Source organism: Streptococcus sp. CF10-1, assembly GCF_024295825.1.
In the GTDB taxonomy this organism is placed as follows: domain Bacteria; phylum Bacillota; class Bacilli; order Lactobacillales; family Streptococcaceae; genus Streptococcus.
This window is the reverse complement of sequence record NZ_JANCPQ010000002.1, coordinates 41,078-58,755: the sequence shown is the minus strand read 5'-3', so window position 1 is coordinate 58,755 and position 17,678 is coordinate 41,078. Positions and strand designations below refer to the sequence as shown.

The following is a 17,678-nucleotide window of genomic DNA, read 5'->3' as shown; positions in this document are numbered from 1 at the left end:
CTTTGGATATAGTAGTCTTAAGTATATTCTCTATAAAAGAAAACACAAAAACCCACCCAATGGGCAGGTTCTTTCTGTATTGTTCAGCTAGATTAAGCTTTACCTTCTGAACCGAATACGTCGATACGTTCTTCAACTGATGCTTGGATAGCTTTTACACCGTCAGCCAAGAATTTACGTGGGTCGAAGAGTTTTCTCTTGTCGTATTCTGCTTCGTTTGCTTCGTAGTCACGAGCAAATTTACGAGTTGCGTTAGCGAATGCGATTTGGCATTCAGTGTTAACGTTAACTTTCGCAACACCAAGTTTGATAGCTGCTTGGATTTGGTCATCAGGAATACCTGAACCACCGTGCAATACGATTGGGAATCCTGGTACAGCTTCAGTCAATTTTTGCAAGTGGTCAAGGTGAAGACCTTTCCAGTTTGCAGGGTAAGGACCGTGGATGTTACCGATACCAGCTGCCAAGAAGTCGATACCAGTTGCAACCATTGCTTTAGCATCTTCGATTGGAGCCAATTCACCATCACCGATGATTCCGTCTTCTTCACCACCGATAGTTCCAACTTCAGCTTCTACTGATACACCATTTGCATGAGCAAATTCTACAACTTTACGAGCTTTTTCAAGGTTTTCTTCAACTGGAAGGTGTGAACCGTCAAACATTACTGAAGTATAACCAACTTGAATACACTCAAGTGCATCTTCGTAGTGACCGTGGTCAAGGTGGATAGCTACTGGTACAGTGATACCCATTGATTCAACAAGGTTAGCGATCAAGTTGCGAGCAACTTTGTAACCACCCATGTATTTAGCAGCACCCATTGAAGTTTGGATCAAAACTGGAGCTTTTTTAGCTTCTGCTGCGCGCAAGATAGCTTGAGTCCACTCAAGGTTGTTTGTGTTAAATCCACCAACTGCATAACCGTTGTCACGAGCTGCTTGGACAAATTTTTCTGCTGAAACGATTGCCATTTGTCAGGCCTCCTATATATTTTTTGGGACATCCCATTTACATTGTTCATTTTATCACTTTTTGATAAAAAAAGCTAGTTTTTCCCATACTTTAGATTGAATTTCTTCCAGTCCAATCAATGTAAACCCTTTCTTTCCCTTAGTCTTGCACGACTTTAGGATAACGCATGAAGAAGGTCAAGCGATCATCTTGCATCTCAAAATGATAAGGTATTTTCTCGTGTTCTAATAGACTTTTGACCACAAAGAGTCCCATCCCCGAACCCTTGGCCTTGCGACTAGCATTTTCAGAAAAAGACTGGGCCAATTTTTCTTGTTCTTCAGGACTACAGCTATTCTCGATAGAGAGCTCCCCTTCTCTTTCTCCAATGCTGACCAGGCCGCCTGGAGTGGAGTGCTTGATAGCATTACTGATGAGATTCGATAGGATTAATTTCATGACAGATGGGTTTATGTAAGCTTGCTGATGGGTTAGGCTAATGTCTACCTGAAGTTCTCTCTCCTTGGCAAGCAAAGCATAATCCTTGACCAGACTTTGCGTCATCTGAAGGAGGTCAACCTCTTCTTTCTCGTCTCGTAATTCCTGAACAGAAGAAAGTGACAATATCTGGAGAACGTGGTGACTGAGGTCATCCACAATCCCCAAGGCAACTCCAAGATAATGGTCTCTATCCTTATAACGACCGACATTTTCTTTCATATTTTCAATCAGAATTTTCAAGCTAGCCAGAGGTGTTTTCAATTCATGAGAAGCCCCTCGTAGGAACTCAACCTTCATCTTCTCCAGCTGGAGAATAGCTTCATTCTTGTCATGCAAGTCCGCAATAACTGTCAAAAGGTGCTGGTAAAGGCTATTGATTTGTTCCTTGAGATCACCAATCTCATCCTTAGAATCCACACGCAACCGTACTTGAGCATCCAGATCCATCATCCGACGGGTCACCCGCTTGATTTCCAAAATCGGTGCAACAATGGTCCGAGCATAGATGTAGGCCACTAAAAGTGAAATCAGAAAGGATGCCAACAAGGTATAGGGGAGAAATTGGAGACTAATCTGCTCTGCTTCCTTTTGCAGGTCCATGGAAGCTAGAAATTGGAGAGTCATCGTGCTACCATCTTGCGTTTTCACCTCACGCTCCTCGATAAAGAGGGAAGTTGTCTGGCGGTCCGTATCCAGAGGAAGATTGTCCTTGACCTCTAACTTGTCCTCAGTCATTTCTCCCTTGACAGCTCCTTTGATATCACTGCTCTGGGAATACAAATCTAACACTTGCTCGATACTCTGCCTATCCTTTCCTTCTAGGGACTGGGCAATGGCTGTCGCTTTCTGACCAATGGTTTCCTGACGGTGGCTCAGATAAGTAGAGGGAAAGAGAAAATAAATGGCTAAATGAAGACAAATAACCAGAACACTAAAAATCGAGAAGGTATAGATAAATATCTTTGTAAATAGACCTGTTCGTTTCATTTTCTCTCCAATTTATAACCAACATTGCGCACAGTGAGGATACAATCCAAGTCTAGCTTTTTCCGCAGTTCTTTGATATAGACATCAATAACACGGTCAAAGGGAACCTCATCTGTCGCCTTCCAGACAGCATCAATTATCTGAGAACGAGTCAAGGCCCGGCCTTCATTTTTCACCAGATAGTCCAGAATTTCCAACTCTTTGGCATTGATGGCCACTTCTTGACCTGCGAGGCTTGCACTATAACTCTCAAAGTCCACCTTGGTATCCTTATAAGAGAAGACTCGTCCCGTATCGTAGTAGCGCTTGAAAATTGCATCTACCCTCACTTTTAGAAGGGAGAGAGAGAAGGGCTTTTCCAGATAACCATCTGCTAGAGAAGCAAAAGCACTCATCTTGTATTCCTCATCCTGAAAGGCGGTCAGCATCAAGACAGGAACCTGACTGGTCTTGCGTATCTCAGCTAGTACTTCCAGACCATTGAGCTTAGGCATCTGGATATCCAGTAGTACTAGAGCTACTTCATAGCTGGAAAATTGTTCCAAGGCTTCTTGACCGTCCGCAGCCTCGATGGTTTCATAACCACAATCCGTCAAATAGTCACTGATCCCCTCACGGATCATCTCTTCATCTTCTACAATTAAAATTTTCATAGAAAAACGTTTCACATTCCTTTAAATTTCTTGTAAATCTTCTCTGTTTCATCCTGATAGGAAGAAGCCTTATCAGGATGAAATAGATAAAAATGCTACCTATATTATACCCCATTTAGGGGAGAATAGGTAGCAAGTTTTTTATTCGCTATCGAGCAAGAGCTCTTTTGGTTGTTTTCTAAGGAGATTGCTTGAGGCAAGCGCCATAACGAGAACCACTAGAACCAAGGCAAGGACAAAGACGATGATAAAGTCTGATGTCTGAATGGAAATGTCTAGGCTCGACAAGGTCTTGCTAAAGCCATCTACTTCTGCACCACCACCAAGGTTAGAAGCTTGAGCAGCCTTGCTGGCTTGCTTGGCAACACCTGAAGTGACATTGGCAAGAACAGTGTTTCCGATGGCACGAGCTGTGTAGTTGGCTAGGAAGTATGCAGAAACAAGAGCAGGGATGGCAATCAAGATGGATTCGGTGATGAATTGACCCAAGATACTTGCCTGCTTGAGACCGATAGAGAGGAGAATTCCCACTTCCTTGCGACGAGCATTGATCCAAAGACTAAGCAAGAGAGCAAGGAGAAGAACTGAAAAGCTCAAGCTACCCCAGAAGAGGAGGTTGGCCATCTTGTACATACCAGAGATGGATTGCTCAAGAGCTGGGTAGTTAGAGGAGCTCTTCACAAGTGTGTAGCTCTTCCAGTTGATACCACTGATACCGTTCAACTCTTTCATGACATCATCCAAGTTCTTGTCTGCTGTTACAAAGAAGGTTGCGTCCCCATAAATAGCTGTGTCTTCTGTGTATCCATAAAGTTTTGCAGCAGTGTGAATGTCTGTGATGGCTGTATTTTCATAGAGTTCTTGTGAGTAGGTTACTGCTGACTTATTGTGACCATCAAAGAGTCCCTTGATTGTCACTTCGACTGTTTCCTTGGCACCTTTTTCATTGTCTGCATCATAGACATTAGAGTCCAATTTGATCTTATCTCCGACTTTCCAACCGTGTTTGGCTGCCAAGTCCTTGTGCATGAGAATCTTGTCCTTGTCGTCGTTGGTTAAGTGCTCACCTTCGACCAGCTTATATGAACCAGAGACAAACTTATCTTCTTTAGAGGAGTCATTGACACCTGTAATCATCAAGCTGCTTCCAAACCGTTTGGCACGGTCAGCAGTGAGATTTTTCTTGGTTTCTGGCGTTTCGATGAGGTCGTATCCAGTCAAATCTCCGATGGCGTTGATGCGTTTAACATAAGACTCGATGGCCTTGTTTTCGGTGATTTTTTTGATATCCTCACCCTTGATATTCCCAGAACCACGTGGCGTTCCTTGATTGACGCGACGATTGATTTGCATGGAGAAGCTATTGGTGATATTTTTAAATGTCTCCTGAGAAGCCTTGGCAGTAGCTCCCTTGATCGACAAGCCGACCAAACTCAAGCTCGCCATGAGGAGAATAATCAGGAAGATAACAATCGATTTGAAAAACTTCCTTGTAACATAGGCAAATGCGTTGTGTAACATAGGTTCCCTTTCTAGATTTGATTCGTTTTTATCATTCTATCAAAACAAACTCATCTTATTTTGTAGTATTGCGAGTTTCAGTTAGTTTCTTATCCTTCAATTCAAGTGTAATATCTGACGCTTGTGCCACTTCTTTACTGTGGGTGACGACGATCACACATTTACCTGTTTTCTCGGCAAGTGACTTGAGCAGTTCGATAATATCTCCAGCAGTTTTAGGATCCAGATTTCCTGTTGGCTCATCAGCTAGAATAACTGGAGCTTCTGAGACCAAACTGCGAGCGATGGCTACACGTTGTTGTTGACCACCTGATAACTGGAGAACGTTCCGCTTGATCTGACTTTCATCCAAACCAAGCTCAAGAAGTGTATCCTTGCTTGCCTTTTTGTTGACCAAGCGGATATTTTCCAGCGGAGAAAGATAATCTATCAAGTTATAATTTTGAAAGACCAGGGAAATATGGTGCATGCGATGGTAAGAATATCCCTTATTCCGAATGTCCTCTCCTTGGAAAAGGATAGAACCTTCAACAGGACTATCTAGACCAGCCAGTAGGGACAAGAGAGTGGATTTTCCAGCTCCTGACTCACCAATGATACTATAAAATTTTCCGGGTTCAAAATTATACTTGATCTGATATAAAACTGCCTCAGCAGTGTTCTTATAACGGTAGGTAACATCTTGCAATTGTAATAAAGTCATGATTTCTCCTTCTTAACTAATAGATGATAAAATTTCCTTAGGCGACTTTCTAAATAAGAATAGGAAACAAAGGGCTACAGACAAGCAACCAATCAGGAGCAGAAAGACATAGGATTCTGCAAAGGATAGGAGATCAGTTGATAGACTGCTTGCTTTGGCTAACGTGTCCTGTAAGCTTGCCTGATCTCCACTGGCTAGGACAGTTTGGAGCAGATAGGATGTAATGGCATTTCCAGCGATAAAGGATGGAAGCAAAGCTCCGAGAGATACCAAAACTACCTCTAAACAGAATTGTAGGAAAATCGAATTCTTGCCTTTTCCTAGTGCCAGTAAAATCCCTACTTCGTAGACCCTTTCTCTCAACCAGAGAGACAAGACCAAAATTAAGGCTCCAGCTCCTGCTATCAACATCCCATAAAGGAAGATGGTGAGGAAGGTTTGGAAGGTTGCAACTGAGTCCTTGATTTGTTCAAAGGCCTTGTTTTCCTTCTCGACTTGGTAACCTTGACTTTCCAAAGCCAAGTTTTCCACCTGCTTCATGAGTCCGTCCATTTCCTTAGGATTTTCAACATAGAAGCGTGCTGCACTGACTTGAGGTTCACTATTTCCCAGAATGGTTTGGCTGCTTTCATAGTCTGTAAAGACTTGGTTTTCACTGAAGTCAGAAGACAAGCCTGTGAATTTTTCTTGTTTCTTACCAGAAAAGATGCCGACAATCTCAAACTCTACTGTTTGCCCTTTTCCAGATTCGGACTGACCAGCGTCCAAGCGAATCTTGTCATGAAGCGAAAGACCGTTCTTCTTGGCCAACTCTTCGTGAATCAGGATTTTCTTGGAATCCCCTTTTTGAAGGTGTCGCCCTTCTTTTAGATTGAAAGCCGAACTGGTAAAGGTGACATCCTTGGATGAATCCTCGAGAGCCATTAAGCTAACCAAGTTCTTGTCTGCAGCTGACAAATCATCACGTTCTACGCTCTGCTCACCACTCACCGCTTCCTTATCTTTTAGTTTTGCGACCGTTTCGAGTTCAGGAGAGACATTTTCCAGTCCCTTAATCTTGCTCACGGATGCTAGGTCCGACAACTTGAAGGTCTGTCCATTTTCTATCTTTTTGATAGAAAAAGATGTATTGAGTGATTTGTAAAGATTACTTTCTACTGTTTTGTTGGACTTCATCAGAGTCAAACAGGCTGAAATTCCTGCTAAAAGGACAAATAAAATCAGAAATAAAATAAAACTTCTCAGTCGTTTTCTGCTGACATAAGCCCAAGCTCTTTGGATTGGATTCATTTGTCACCTCCATATTTGTAAGACTATTATAAAATCCAAATATGAAATGTTTATGAAATCGAAAAATTTTTTTGATTTATCTTTTTGAAAAAAGCTGGTATTTCTACCAGCTCCATTTTTATAACTTTATCCACTCAAAGCAAAGAAAATGCAGAAACTAAACCAGAGAGGATGTTGGCTGTAGCGTGCATTAACCAACTTGGTAAAATTAATCCTCCTGCTATCTTTTCATTAACAAAACCAAGATAAGCTGCTATTGCTCCAGTAAAAAATACAATGAAAAAAGTGACTTCCAAACTTACTACTGAAGCAAATAATACTCCATGAAGCAATCCAAAAGCGAAGGCCTGTATGGTATTTGCAAAGACAAACGGCATGTGATTTGCCATTCGTTTGAGTAGAAAACCTCTAAATAATAGTTCCTCTGGTAAAGATGTTTGCAAAATACTGTAAATTAGAACACTTGGTAAAGCCTTAGAACCCATAGCAGAAAAAGCCGAAGTGGCTGTTGCTAGACCACGAGTAAGAGGAAAGATAAGGATAGAAAAAATAGTAAATAAGGAAAATCCCCCCACCATCCATAAAATCAGCTGCAAAGTTTTTGCTGTTTTGATAGCTTTTAGCCCTATCCATTCCATAAATGGGACTTTTCCCCTCACAGTCAGAAACCACCAGATAGAAGGTAGTAAAATAATAAAGAGAATTTGAATAAAGGCGCTCATTATTCGTTGAAGTTCATTACCCATCGTAATCCTCCTTTACACTTTTGAAATACTCATTTCAAATACCAAACGACTATCTACTCCTCCTTCCCTAACTTATATATCTGCTTTAACTAAACCTATTAGTATCCATTACTCTATTATCTTTCGTATAAGAGCTTTTACGGTTACTTTCTATCTATATTATAGCACTATTTAAAAGAAAAAAAACAAGAAAGGCAGACCTCACTTGTTGAATAATCACTATGCACACTAACAAAAAAGAGCTAGCAAAAGCCAACTCTTACCCTATGCGGAGAGAGGGACTTGAACCCTCACGACCTAAAGCGGTCACAGGATCCTTAGTCCTGCGCGTCTGCCAATTCCGCCATCCCCGCGTCGATTACTTTACTAGTATATCAACTTTCAAAATCTTTGTCAACACTTTTTTCAGATTTTTTTCATTTTTCCAAGGGAATTATTCTTGGATTTCAGCCAGATTTTCATCCAGCAACTTGGCTCCCAGAGTGTTCTTAAAATGACCAAGAGCAAACTGATGATTTTCTGGCCAGATAGAGGCAACTGCAGGCTTAACAATCTCAATATGATAGCCGAGGTTATAGGCATCAATAGCCGTATGAAGAACACAAATGTCCGTCAAAACACCTGTTAAGATAACAGTGTCAACCCGACGTTCCCGCAAACGGATATCTAAGTCCGTTCCTGAAAAAGCTGAATAGTGACGCTTATCCATCCAAAAGACACGACTATCCGCCTCATGCTCAGCATAAAAATCAGCTAGGGAGCCATAAAGGTTACGCCCACTAGTTCCGATGATGTTGTGCGGTGGAAAAAGCTTGCTTTCTGGGTGGAATGTATCCTTCTCTTCATGAGCATCAATGGTAAAAAAGACATAGTCTCCACGATCAAAAGCTAATCTAGTTACCTGATCAATGGCTTTTGATATCGCTTGAGCAGGTGCGCCAGCAGTTAGCTTTCCATGGTCTGCTACGAAATCCTCTGTATAGTCAATCGAGATTAAAGCCTTTGCCATTAGTAGTCCCTCTTTTTCACTTCCTCAAAAATATCACCAATTAGAACTTTGAGATAAGTCCCCTTCATTCCTAAAGAACGACTCTCAATAATTCCCGCCGACTCCAATTTACGAAGCGCATTGACAATCACTGAGCGCGTAATGCCAATACGATCTGCAATAACTGATGCAGTCAGCTGCCCTTCATTCCCATCCAACTCAGCTAGAATAGCTGATACGGCACGAAGTTCTGAATAGGAAAGGGTATTGACCGCCATGGTAACAGCCGTACGACGGCGAATATTTTTCTCATCTTCTTCACGTTGGAAGTTCAATAGTTGAATCCCTACTACCGTGCTGGCAATCTCGACAAGGATCAAATCTTCATCTTCAAACTTCTTATCATTGCGCCAAATGATCAACGAACCTAGGCGAATCCCTGATACATGAATCGGAGCAATAGTTGTCAACCCATCTGGAAAGTCTGCACGGCTCTCCACAGGGAAAATGGTCAAATCATGTTCAACAGGAAGATTGGCTTCCGTATCATAGATCATGTTTGCCCCTTGTACATAGACGTCAGGGAAGGTTTTGGTTTGGAAGAATTGTTCTACACGGTCATTATTGGTCTTATAACGCATAAAGTAACCCAAGAGACGTCCCTTGTTATTCACGATACAAGCGTTACAGTCAATAATATCAGCTAACTGGCGTGTGATCGCATTGTAAGGAAGTTCATCTTGGAGTTGCTCCTCAGAGCGCTTTAGAATAGACGTGATTTTTCTTGTTTTTTCTAATAAATGTGCCATTTTTTACCTCGCATATAATCGCTTCCATTATAACATAGAAAAGTCCTTATTTCAATAATTATCTGAAAATTGCTTATTTAATTACAATTTTGAACAGCAAAAATATTTTAGAAAAATGAGTTCTTTTGTGTTGACAGCTGAATTATTTTTTGATATTATAACATTATAAGAAGATGACATGGTAAATCCCTTTCCGTTTCACCTATCCTTTACTATCACCATCTTCTTTTACTATCGGTCTCCTTATATATAAAAGCGATTCACAGTGTGAATCGCTTTTTTCTATTTGTCTCCTTTGTTACGAATAACAAAGCCTGTTTTCTTTTCACTTGAAGTGTTGTGAGGTTTTTTATTGTCTTTATTACGGTAACGTCTGTCTTTATCAAAACGATCGTTTCCGCGGTTGCCTTTCTTGAAGTCATCACGGCGACCATTGCCACGGCGATCACGATCTCGACGGTCGTCTCCACGACGGCCTCCACGACCTCCCTTACCTTTACCACCGAATCCATTACCTGATGGTTTAAATGGCAGTGGTTTTTCACGCGCAACCTCCACTTCAGGAAGGCTGTCTGGATCTTGGACTGTCAGACTCAAGATATACATAGCCAATTCTTCTGGACTAAATTCAGCAGCTAACTTACGAGCATCTTTAGCAAATTTCTCAAAGTTCCCACGAATAGTTTCATCCGCAAAATCGCGTTCGATTTTCTTGAGAGCTACGTGTTTTTTTGCTTGGAAGGCTTCTTCTGCACTTGCAGGTTTGAGACCTTTCATGCGTTTCTTAGTTAAGTTTTCAATGATTTGGAGGTAGCCCATTTCATTTGGTGATACGAAAGTAATAGACTGACCTGACTTACCAGCACGACCTGTACGACCGATACGGTGAACGTAACTTTCAGGATCTTGTGGAATATCGTAGTTGTAGACATGGGTCACACCTGAGATATCCAAACCACGCGCTGCCACGTCTGTCGCAACCAAAACATCTAGATTGCCATTTTTAAAATCACGAAGGACACGAAGACGTTTGTTTTGGTCCAAATCACCATGAATTCCTTCTGCACGGAAACCACGGATTTTAAGTCCACGAGTCAATTCATCCACACGACGTTTGGTACGACCAAATACGATAGCAAGTTCTGGTTGTTCCACATCCATGAGACGTGTCATGGTATCAAATTTTTCTTGTTCCTTGACACGGATATAGTACTGATCCACCAATTCTGTTGTCAATTCCTTGGCAGCAATCTTGACATGCTCAGGGTCTTTCATAAATTGAACACCGATACGTTTGATAGCATCTGGCATGGTTGCTGAAAAGAGCAAGGTTTGACGATTTTCAGGGATACGGGAAATGATGGCTTCGATGTCTTCAAGGAAGCCCATGTTGAGCATTTCATCCGCTTCATCAAGGATGAGGGTTTCAATGTCTTGTAATTTCAAGGCCTTGCGTTTAATCAAGTCCAAGAGACGGCCTGGTGTTCCTACCACAATATGGGCACCAGATTTAAGGGCCTTGATTTGTTTTTCAATGCTGGAACCACCGTAAACTGAGCGAACTTTCACTCCTTTGCTACGGCCAAAGCGGAAGAGTTCCTCTTGACTTTGGACAGCGAGTTCACGAGTTGGAGCGATGACCAAGGCTTGGATGGTCGCTTCTTCTGTACGGACTTTTTCAAGGGTTGGCAAACCAAAGGCAGCAGTTTTTCCTGTACCAGTCTGAGCTTGACCGATAACATCTTTTCCTTCGAGAGCCAAGGGAATAGTCTGTTCTTGGATGGGACTGGCTTCTACAAATCCAGCTTTTTCAATCTCTGCTAGCAATTCAGCAGACAAGTTAAATTCATTAAATTTCACGTTATTCTTCTTTCTAAAGGTGGTGCGAAGCCACCCTATAGGGCTTTAGTGTATACTTTTCTTTTCATGACGTATCTTCTACAAAAAAAGATACCGTGTTGCTTCTTTTCCACGAAAGAAAAGTACTAGTTTTTTTGCAACCTATCTAGTATAACACAAGAACAAAGCAAAAGATAGTAGAATTCTTCAGGAAAACCATGTAAACGATTTTCTAATAGTAATGTGGCCTGAAACTGGTTTTTCAAAGGATTTGAAGGGACCATTTCAAACGTACTTCATTTCCCGTAGCAGATTTGTGCAAAAAGTGTTTTCTTGTGCTAGAATAAAAATCAAACAGGAGGACTATAAATGTTAACATATGATTTAATCGTTATTGGATTTGGTAAAGCTGGTAAAACACTAGCTGGTAAATTGGCTTCAGCTGGCAAAAAAGTTGCCCTCGTTGAACGTAGCAAAGCTATGTACGGTGGAACATGTATCAACATCGGTTGTATCCCAACTAAAACCTTGCTAGTTGCTGCTGAGAAGGACTTGTCTTTTGAAGAAGTCATTGCTACCAAAAATACTATCACTAGTCGCCTCAACGGTAAAAACTATGCAACTGTTGCGGGTACAGGTGTGGATATCTTTGATGCGGAAGCGAATTTCCTTTCAAACAAGGTCATCGAAATCCAAGCTGGTGACGAAAAACAAGAACTGACTGCTGAAACTATCGTTATCAATACTGGTGCTGTTTCAAACGTCTTGCCAATTCCAGGACTTGCTACAAGTAAGAATGTCTTTGACTCGACAGGTATCCAAAATTTGGATAAATTGCCTGAAAAACTTGGAGTACTTGGTGGTGGAAATATCGGTCTTGAATTTGCAGGACTCTACAATAAACTTGGTAGCAAGGTTACCGTCCTAGATGCCTTGTATACTTTCCTTCCTCGTGCAGAACCATCCATCGCAGCTCTTGCTAAACAGTATATGGAAGAAGACGGCATTGAATTGCTTCAAAACATCCGTACTACTGAAATCAAAAACGACGGTGACCAAGTTCTTGTCGTAACTGAAAACGAAACTTACCGTTTCGACGCCCTTCTCTACGCAACTGGACGTAAGCCAAACGTAGAACCACTTCAACTTGAAAACACAGATATTGAACTAACAGAGCGTGGTGCTATCAAGGTCGACAAACATTGTCAAACAAACGTTCCTGGTGTCTTTGCAGTTGGGGATGTCAACGGTGGACCTCAATTTACCTACATCTCACTTGATGACTTCCGTGTTGTCTATAGTTACCTTGCTGGAGATGGCAGCTACACACTTGAAGACCGTCTCAATGTGCCAAACACCATGTTCATCACACCTGCACTTTCACAAGTTGGTTTGACGGAAAGCCAAGCAGCTGATTTGAAACTTCCATACGCTGTGAAGGAAATCCCTGTTGCTGTGATGCCTCGTGGTCATGTAAATGGAGACCTTCGTGGAGCCTTCAAAGCTGTTGTGAACACTGAAACAAAAGAAATTATTGGTGCAACTATCTTCTCAGAAGGTTCACAAGAAATCATCAACATCATCACTGTTGCAATGGACAACAAGATTCCTTACACTTACTTCACAAAACAAATCTTCACTCACCCAACCTTGGCTGAGAACTTGAATGACTTGTTTGCGATTTAAGTTGAGACTTCTTCGTATCTCACAGCCCTCATCGGGCTGTTTTTGTTTCTGTGAAATCTCAAATCTGCCTTTTCCCTCTTTTATGATATAATATCCCAACTTTATTTAGCAGTCCTAATTATATATTGAGTCTCAGGTCACTCTTTCAAATATCAGCAATACATATGACTTTGAATAACTCGCTTCAGCTCATCGTTTTATGGGTAATTTAAAAAGTATATTTTGCAATGATTGTTTCATGCCTAATTAGTAAATTATCCACTCTTTGCGCGGGTCGTATGTTTATTTTCATCGTTTGTGGAAAGGTTTTACCGTTTGCAAATTGATGGCTAAGTCGATATATTTTTTCTTCTCAAATATTTTCCAGATCATTTAATCTTTTTAAAAATAAGAATTACTTTCTAATCAATCAAAGGATACTTCAAATTTCTTCCTTCTTGATAATATGAGCAATACTCTGCAAAATGTTTAAACTTTATCATTGTAAAAAATATCGAAAGAAATCCCATATTACATTAGTATATATTTGGTATGGGATGAAATTGACTTTCGAAAACATTAACTATATAATGTCTGTAAACAAGAAATAATGAGGTAACGATTATGAATAAAACAGAATTACTGTTACAAAGACTAGATGATATTGGTCAGTCTCTAAAAGATTCTAGACAAGCACTAGCTTTGCTGGCACTTGGTTCTTGCGGAGTAGAAAGAGACCGATTGGATCAATACTCAGATTTGGATTTTTTTGTTGTTGTAAAAGATGGCTACAAGCAGGCCTATATACAGGATCTAACTTGGTTAAGTAATCTAGAACCAATTGCATTTCACTACCAAAATACAGTGGACGGACATAAAGTTCTATTTGAAGATGATGTTTTTTGTGAATTTGCTGTCTTTGAAGCTCATGAACTAGTAAACATTCCCTTCGCTGAAGGCAAGATCATCTGGAAGGAGGTTGGTTTTGATGAAACAATCTGCCGGCCACAAAGATTGCCATCAAAAGAAAATAGAGGCCGCGAATGGCTGTTGGGAGAAATTTTATGCAACCTATATATAGGACTAGGTCGCTATCAACGAGGGGAAAAATTGGCTGCTTATGATTCCATCCAAAACAGATCCGTCAAGCTTTGGACCGAACTAATCAATTTGGAAAAAACTTCTAAATCTAATTTTATAGATATTTTTAACAGCAACAGACGATTTGAAAAAGGTTATCCAAATGAAGCCAAACAATTACCCTACTTTTTGCAAGGTTACGAACGAATTTCTGAATCTGCTCAGGCACTCCTAGAATATCTTGATAAACACTATCCTCTTAACGCATTTATAAAAGAAAAAATTCGTAATTTATTATAAAAGAGACTTTCCAAAAAATGATCTAAATCCCAAAAGTTAGGTATCTTTGTCAACTATAATGGATTAATGAAATTTTAAAACCTGTAGAGGATAATCAATGTCCTCTCCTTTCTTATGTTCAGAGCAAGAAAGATTTATTTCTTAAAGTTGCCAAAGTTATCAAATTCAAAGATATTGTATTTGATTGGTTTGGTTTAATCAGAACCTAAAAAGCACTTCTAAGGTTACTTCTTTAGTTGTTCTTAGAGGTTACTTTAGTTATTGGACTGCTGGGCGCAGTATGATATAATAGAAACATGAAATTAAAAACTACTTTGGGTCTCCTAGCTGGGCGTTCTTCTCACTTCATCTTGAGCCGTCTTGGCCGTGGAAGTACGCTCCCAGGAAAACTCTCCCTTCAATTTGATAAAGATATTTTACAAAATTTAGCTAAGAACTACGAGATTGTCGTGGTCACTGGAACCAACGGGAAAACCCTGACAACTGCTCTCACTGTCGGCATTTTAAAGGAGGTCTATGGTCAGGTTCTGACCAATCCTAGCGGTGCCAATATGATTACAGGGATTACAACAACCTTCCTAACAGCCAAATCTTCTAAAACTGGGAAAAACATTGCCGTCCTCGAAATCGACGAGGCCAGCCTATCTCGTATCTGTGACTATATCCATCCTAGTCTTTTTGTCATCACCAACATTTTCCGTGATCAGATGGACCGCTACGGTGAGATTTACACAACTTATAAGATGATTTTGGATGCCATTCGTAAGGTGCCTACGGCTACTGTTCTCCTCAATGGTGACAGTCCACTTTTCTACAAGCCAGCTATTCCAAATCCTGTAGAGTATTTTGGTTTTGACTTGGAGAAAGGGCCAGCCCAACTAGCTCACTACAATACCGAAGGTATTCTCTGCCCTGACTGTCAAGGCATCCTCAAATATGAGCACAATACCTATGCCAACTTGGGGGCCTATATCTGTGAAAATTGTGGTTGCAAACGTCCTGACTTGGACTACCGTCTGACAGAATTGGTTGAATTGACTAACAATCGCTCTCGCTTTGTCATTGACGGACAAGAATACGGCATCCAAATCGGTGGACTTTACAACATCTACAATGCGCTAGCTGCAGTTGCCATCGCCCGTTTCCTTGGCGCAGATTCGCAACGGATCAAGCAAGGATTTGATAAGAGTCGTGCTGTCTTTGGTCGTCAGGAAACCTTCCATATCGGTGACAAAGAATGTACTCTTGTCTTGATTAAAAATCCTGTTGGCGCGACCCAAGCTATCGAGATGATCAAACTAGCTCCTTATCCATTTAGCCTATCTGTCCTTCTCAACGCCAACTATGCTGATGGGATTGATACTAGCTGGATCTGGGATGCTGACTTTGAACAAATCACTGACATGGACATTCCTGAAATCAACGCTGGTGGTGTTCGTCATTCTGAAATTGCACGCCGTCTTCGAGTGACAGGCTATCCAGCTGAGAAAATCACTGAAACAAGCAATCTGGAACAAGTTCTCAAGACCATTGAGAACCAAGATTGTAAGCATGCCTATATCCTGGCTACCTATACTGCTATGCTAGAATTCCGCGAACTGCTGGCTAGTCGTCAGATTGTTAGAAAGGAGATGAACTAATGGTTTATACTTCACTTTCCTCAAAAGCTGGCAACTACCCTTATCAGCTCAACATTGCCCACCTCTACGGAAACCTCATGAATACCTACGGGGATAATGGAAACATCCTCATGCTCAAGTATGTGGCTGAAAAACTAGGGGCCCATGTGACGGTTGACATCGTTTCACTTCATGATGATTTTAATGAAGACTACTATGATATTGCCTTTTTCGGCGGTGGTCAAGACTTTGAACAGAGTATCATTGCAGACGACCTACCTGCTAAAAAAGAGAGCATTGACAACTACATCCAAAACGACGGAGTGGTTCTCGCTATCTGCGGTGGTTTCCAACTATTGGGGCAATATTATGTTGAGGCATCAGGGAAACGCATAGAAGGGCTAGGGGTCATGGGCCACTACACCCTCAACCAGACCAATAATCGCTTTATTGGTGACATCAAAATTCACAATGAAGATTTTGATGAAACCTACTATGGCTTTGAAAATCATCAGGGACGTACCTTCCTCTCAGATGACCAAAAACCGCTGGGACAGGTGGTCTATGGAAATGGAAACAACGAGGAAAAGGTCGGCGAAGGGGTTCATTATAAGAATGTCTTTGGTTCCTACTTCCACGGACCTATCCTCTCTCGTAATGCCAATCTAGCTTATCGCCTGGTTACTACTGCCCTCCGGAAAAAATACGGTCAGGACATCCAACTCCCTGCTTATGAGGACATTCTCAGTCAAGAAATCGCTGAAGAATACAGCGACGTGAAAAGCAAGGCTGACTTTTCTTAAACTAAGGAAAATTAGATAAAAGAACTCCACTATCTTGTCGGAGTTCTTTTTGCCTGTTCTTTTACCCTTCTCCCTTGCATTTTCTCTCATTTTTTGCCAAAATAGAGGGGTAGAAAGAAGGTAGCATATGTCTAAATTACAACAAATCCTAACATATCTTGAATCAGAAAAACTAGACGTCGCTGTCGTATCTGACCCCGTCACTATCAATTACCTCACTGGCTTTTACAGTGATCCCCATGAACGCCAAATGTTCCTCTTTGTTTTAGCGGATCAGGAACCTCTCCTCTTTGTCCCAGCTCTTGATGTAGAGCGTGCAAGCAGCACTGTCTCTTTCCCAGTTGTGGGCTATGTGGATTCTGAAAATCCATGGCAAAAAATCAAAAACGCTTTGCCTCAACTTGACTTCAAACGTGTCGCTGTTGAGTTTGACAATCTCATCTTGACCAAATACCATGGTTTGAAAACAGTTTTTGAAACTGCTGAGTTTGAAAACCTCACTCCTCGCATCCAACGCATGCGCCTCATCAAATCAGCTGACGAAGTGCAAAAAATGATGGTTGCAGGTATCTATGCTGATAAGGCTGTTAAGGTTGGTTTTGACAATATTTCTCTTGATAAGACAGAGACAGATATCATTGCCCAAATCGACTTTGCCATGAAACGTGAAGGCTATGAAATGAGTTTTGATACCATGGTCTTGACTGGCGATAACGCTGCAAATCCGCACGGAATTCCTGGTGGAAACAAGGTCGAAAAAGACGCTCTTCTCCTCTTTGACCTCGGTGTCATGGTCAATGGCTACGCATCAGATATGACTCGTACGGTCGCTGTCGGTAAACCAGATCAATTCAAAAAAGATATCTACAACTTGACTCTGGAAGCCCAACAAGCTGCTCTTGACTTTATCAAGCCAGGTGTGACTGCACATGAAGTTGATCGCGCTGCTCGCGAAGTCATTGAAAAAGCTGGTTACGGAGAGTACTTCAACCACCGTCTCGGTCACGGTATCGGTATGGATGTCCACGAATTCCCTTCTATCATGGAAGGAAACGACATGGTCATCGAAGAAGGCATGTGCTTCTCTGTTGAACCAGGTATCTATATCCCTGGTAAAGTCGGCGTTCGTATCGAAGACTGTGGTGTTGTTACCAAGGATGGCTTTGACCTCTTTACAAGCACCAGCAAAGATTTGCTTTATTTTGATTAAACCTAGATAA

At 41.3% G+C, this 17,678-nt stretch carries 15 protein-coding genes and 1 tRNA gene; 5 read left to right on the top strand and 11 right to left on the bottom strand.

Annotated elements, in window-relative coordinates; genetic code table 11:
• Nucleotides 1-92 precede the first annotated feature (92 nt).
• From NMM25_RS02655 to NMM25_RS02605, 11 genes are all read right to left on the bottom strand, one after another.
• A complete protein-coding gene (locus tag NMM25_RS02655; RefSeq protein WP_254735880.1) occupies nucleotides 93-974 on the bottom strand; it encodes a class II fructose-bisphosphate aldolase in 882 nt (293 codons plus the stop codon).
• 139 nt (nucleotides 975-1,113) lie between these two features.
• Nucleotides 1,114-2,442: a sensor histidine kinase VncS gene (gene vncS, locus NMM25_RS02650; protein WP_254735879.1), complete on the bottom strand. Its 1,329-nt coding sequence runs from the start codon at nucleotides 2,440-2,442 to the stop codon at nucleotides 1,114-1,116.
• Nucleotides 2,439-3,095: a response regulator transcription factor VncR gene (gene vncR, locus NMM25_RS02645; protein WP_254725115.1), complete on the bottom strand. Its 657-nt coding sequence runs from the start codon at nucleotides 3,093-3,095 to the stop codon at nucleotides 2,439-2,441. The genes vncS and vncR overlap by 4 nt, the downstream gene beginning before the upstream one ends.
• Before the next feature lie 141 nt (nucleotides 3,096-3,236).
• Complete coding sequence (vex3, locus tag NMM25_RS02640; RefSeq protein WP_254725114.1) at nucleotides 3,237-4,616, bottom strand: ABC transporter permease subunit Vex3; 1,380 nt, start codon at nucleotides 4,614-4,616, stop codon at nucleotides 3,237-3,239.
• A gap of 55 nt (nucleotides 4,617-4,671) precedes the next feature.
• Nucleotides 4,672-5,319, bottom strand: coding sequence for an ABC transporter ATP-binding subunit Vex2 (vex2, locus tag NMM25_RS02635; RefSeq protein ID WP_000173735.1), 648 nt, complete (start codon nucleotides 5,317-5,319; stop codon nucleotides 4,672-4,674).
• Nucleotides 5,320-5,331: 12 nt separating this feature from the next.
• Nucleotides 5,332-6,609 (bottom strand): ABC transporter permease, encoded by a 1,278-nt coding sequence (locus tag NMM25_RS02630; RefSeq protein ID WP_254735878.1) that lies wholly within the window; start codon nucleotides 6,607-6,609, stop codon nucleotides 5,332-5,334.
• 134 nt (nucleotides 6,610-6,743) lie between these two features.
• On the bottom strand, nucleotides 6,744-7,355 hold the full coding sequence (locus NMM25_RS02625) for a CPBP family intramembrane glutamic endopeptidase (protein ID WP_254735877.1): 612 nt from the start codon (nucleotides 7,353-7,355) through the stop codon (nucleotides 6,744-6,746).
• Between the two features lie 267 nt (nucleotides 7,356-7,622).
• Nucleotides 7,623-7,708, bottom strand: a tRNA-Leu gene (locus tag NMM25_RS02620).
• A gap of 80 nt (nucleotides 7,709-7,788) precedes the next feature.
• Entirely contained in the window at nucleotides 7,789-8,364 is a 576-nt protein-coding gene (locus tag NMM25_RS02615; RefSeq protein WP_254735876.1) for a cysteine hydrolase family protein, read from the bottom strand.
• Nucleotides 8,364-9,152 (bottom strand): GTP-sensing pleiotropic transcriptional regulator CodY, encoded by a 789-nt coding sequence (gene codY / locus NMM25_RS02610; RefSeq protein WP_000940724.1) that lies wholly within the window; start codon nucleotides 9,150-9,152, stop codon nucleotides 8,364-8,366. The genes NMM25_RS02615 and codY overlap by 1 nt, the downstream gene beginning before the upstream one ends.
• A gap of 282 nt (nucleotides 9,153-9,434) precedes the next feature.
• Nucleotides 9,435-11,012, bottom strand: a complete 1,578-nt coding sequence (locus tag NMM25_RS02605) for a DEAD/DEAH box helicase (protein WP_254735875.1) — start codon at nucleotides 11,010-11,012, stop codon at nucleotides 9,435-9,437.
• A 348-nt stretch (nucleotides 11,013-11,360) separates the two neighbouring features.
• On the opposite strand from NMM25_RS02605, the gene NMM25_RS02600 reads away from it, so the two are divergent.
• The 5 genes from NMM25_RS02600 to NMM25_RS02580 all read left to right on the top strand — a co-directional run bounded on the left by NMM25_RS02600 (nucleotide 11,361) and on the right by NMM25_RS02580 (nucleotide 17,668).
• Nucleotides 11,361-12,677, top strand: coding sequence for an FAD-containing oxidoreductase (locus NMM25_RS02600; RefSeq protein ID WP_254735874.1), 1,317 nt, complete (start codon nucleotides 11,361-11,363; stop codon nucleotides 12,675-12,677).
• A gap of 603 nt (nucleotides 12,678-13,280) precedes the next feature.
• On the top strand, nucleotides 13,281-14,036 hold the full coding sequence (locus NMM25_RS02595; RefSeq protein ID WP_254735873.1) for a hypothetical protein: 756 nt from the start codon (nucleotides 13,281-13,283) through the stop codon (nucleotides 14,034-14,036).
• 296 nt (nucleotides 14,037-14,332) lie between these two features.
• Complete coding sequence (gene murT / locus NMM25_RS02590; RefSeq protein ID WP_254735872.1) at nucleotides 14,333-15,676, top strand: lipid II isoglutaminyl synthase subunit MurT; 1,344 nt, start codon at nucleotides 14,333-14,335, stop codon at nucleotides 15,674-15,676.
• Nucleotides 15,676-16,458 (top strand): lipid II isoglutaminyl synthase subunit GatD, encoded by a 783-nt coding sequence (gatD, locus tag NMM25_RS02585; RefSeq protein WP_254735871.1) that lies wholly within the window; start codon nucleotides 15,676-15,678, stop codon nucleotides 16,456-16,458. Before murT ends, gatD begins: the two co-directional genes overlap by 1 nt.
• 127 nt (nucleotides 16,459-16,585) lie before the next feature.
• Entirely contained in the window at nucleotides 16,586-17,668 is a 1,083-nt protein-coding gene (locus NMM25_RS02580; protein WP_254735870.1) for a Xaa-Pro peptidase family protein, read from the top strand.
• Nucleotides 17,669-17,678: the final 10 nt, after the last annotated feature.

Coding starts and splice junctions, on each gene's coding strand:
- NMM25_RS02655 (WP_254735880.1), bottom strand. CDS start 974: ATGGCAATCGTTTCAGCAGAAAAATTTGTCCAAGCAGCTCGTGACAAC.
- vncS (WP_254735879.1), bottom strand. CDS start 2,442: ATGAAACGAACAGGTCTATTTACAAAGATATTTATCTATACCTTCTCG.
- vncR (WP_254725115.1), bottom strand. CDS start 3,095: ATGAAAATTTTAATTGTAGAAGATGAAGAGATGATCCGTGAGGGGATC.
- vex3 (WP_254725114.1), bottom strand. CDS start 4,616: ATGTTACACAACGCATTTGCCTATGTTACAAGGAAGTTTTTCAAATCG.
- vex2 (WP_000173735.1), bottom strand. CDS start 5,319: ATGACTTTATTACAATTGCAAGATGTTACCTACCGTTATAAGAACACT.
- NMM25_RS02630 (WP_254735878.1), bottom strand. CDS start 6,609: ATGAATCCAATCCAAAGAGCTTGGGCTTATGTCAGCAGAAAACGACTG.
- NMM25_RS02625 (WP_254735877.1), bottom strand. CDS start 7,355: ATGGGTAATGAACTTCAACGAATAATGAGCGCCTTTATTCAAATTCTC.
- NMM25_RS02615 (WP_254735876.1), bottom strand. CDS start 8,364: ATGGCAAAGGCTTTAATCTCGATTGACTATACAGAGGATTTCGTAGCA.
- codY (WP_000940724.1), bottom strand. CDS start 9,152: ATGGCACATTTATTAGAAAAAACAAGAAAAATCACGTCTATTCTAAAG.
- NMM25_RS02600 (WP_254735874.1), top strand. CDS start 11,361: ATGTTAACATATGATTTAATCGTTATTGGATTTGGTAAAGCTGGTAAA.
- NMM25_RS02595 (WP_254735873.1), top strand. CDS start 13,281: ATGAATAAAACAGAATTACTGTTACAAAGACTAGATGATATTGGTCAG.
- murT (WP_254735872.1), top strand. CDS start 14,333: ATGAAATTAAAAACTACTTTGGGTCTCCTAGCTGGGCGTTCTTCTCAC.
- gatD (WP_254735871.1), top strand. CDS start 15,676: ATGGTTTATACTTCACTTTCCTCAAAAGCTGGCAACTACCCTTATCAG.
- NMM25_RS02580 (WP_254735870.1), top strand. CDS start 16,586: ATGTCTAAATTACAACAAATCCTAACATATCTTGAATCAGAAAAACTA.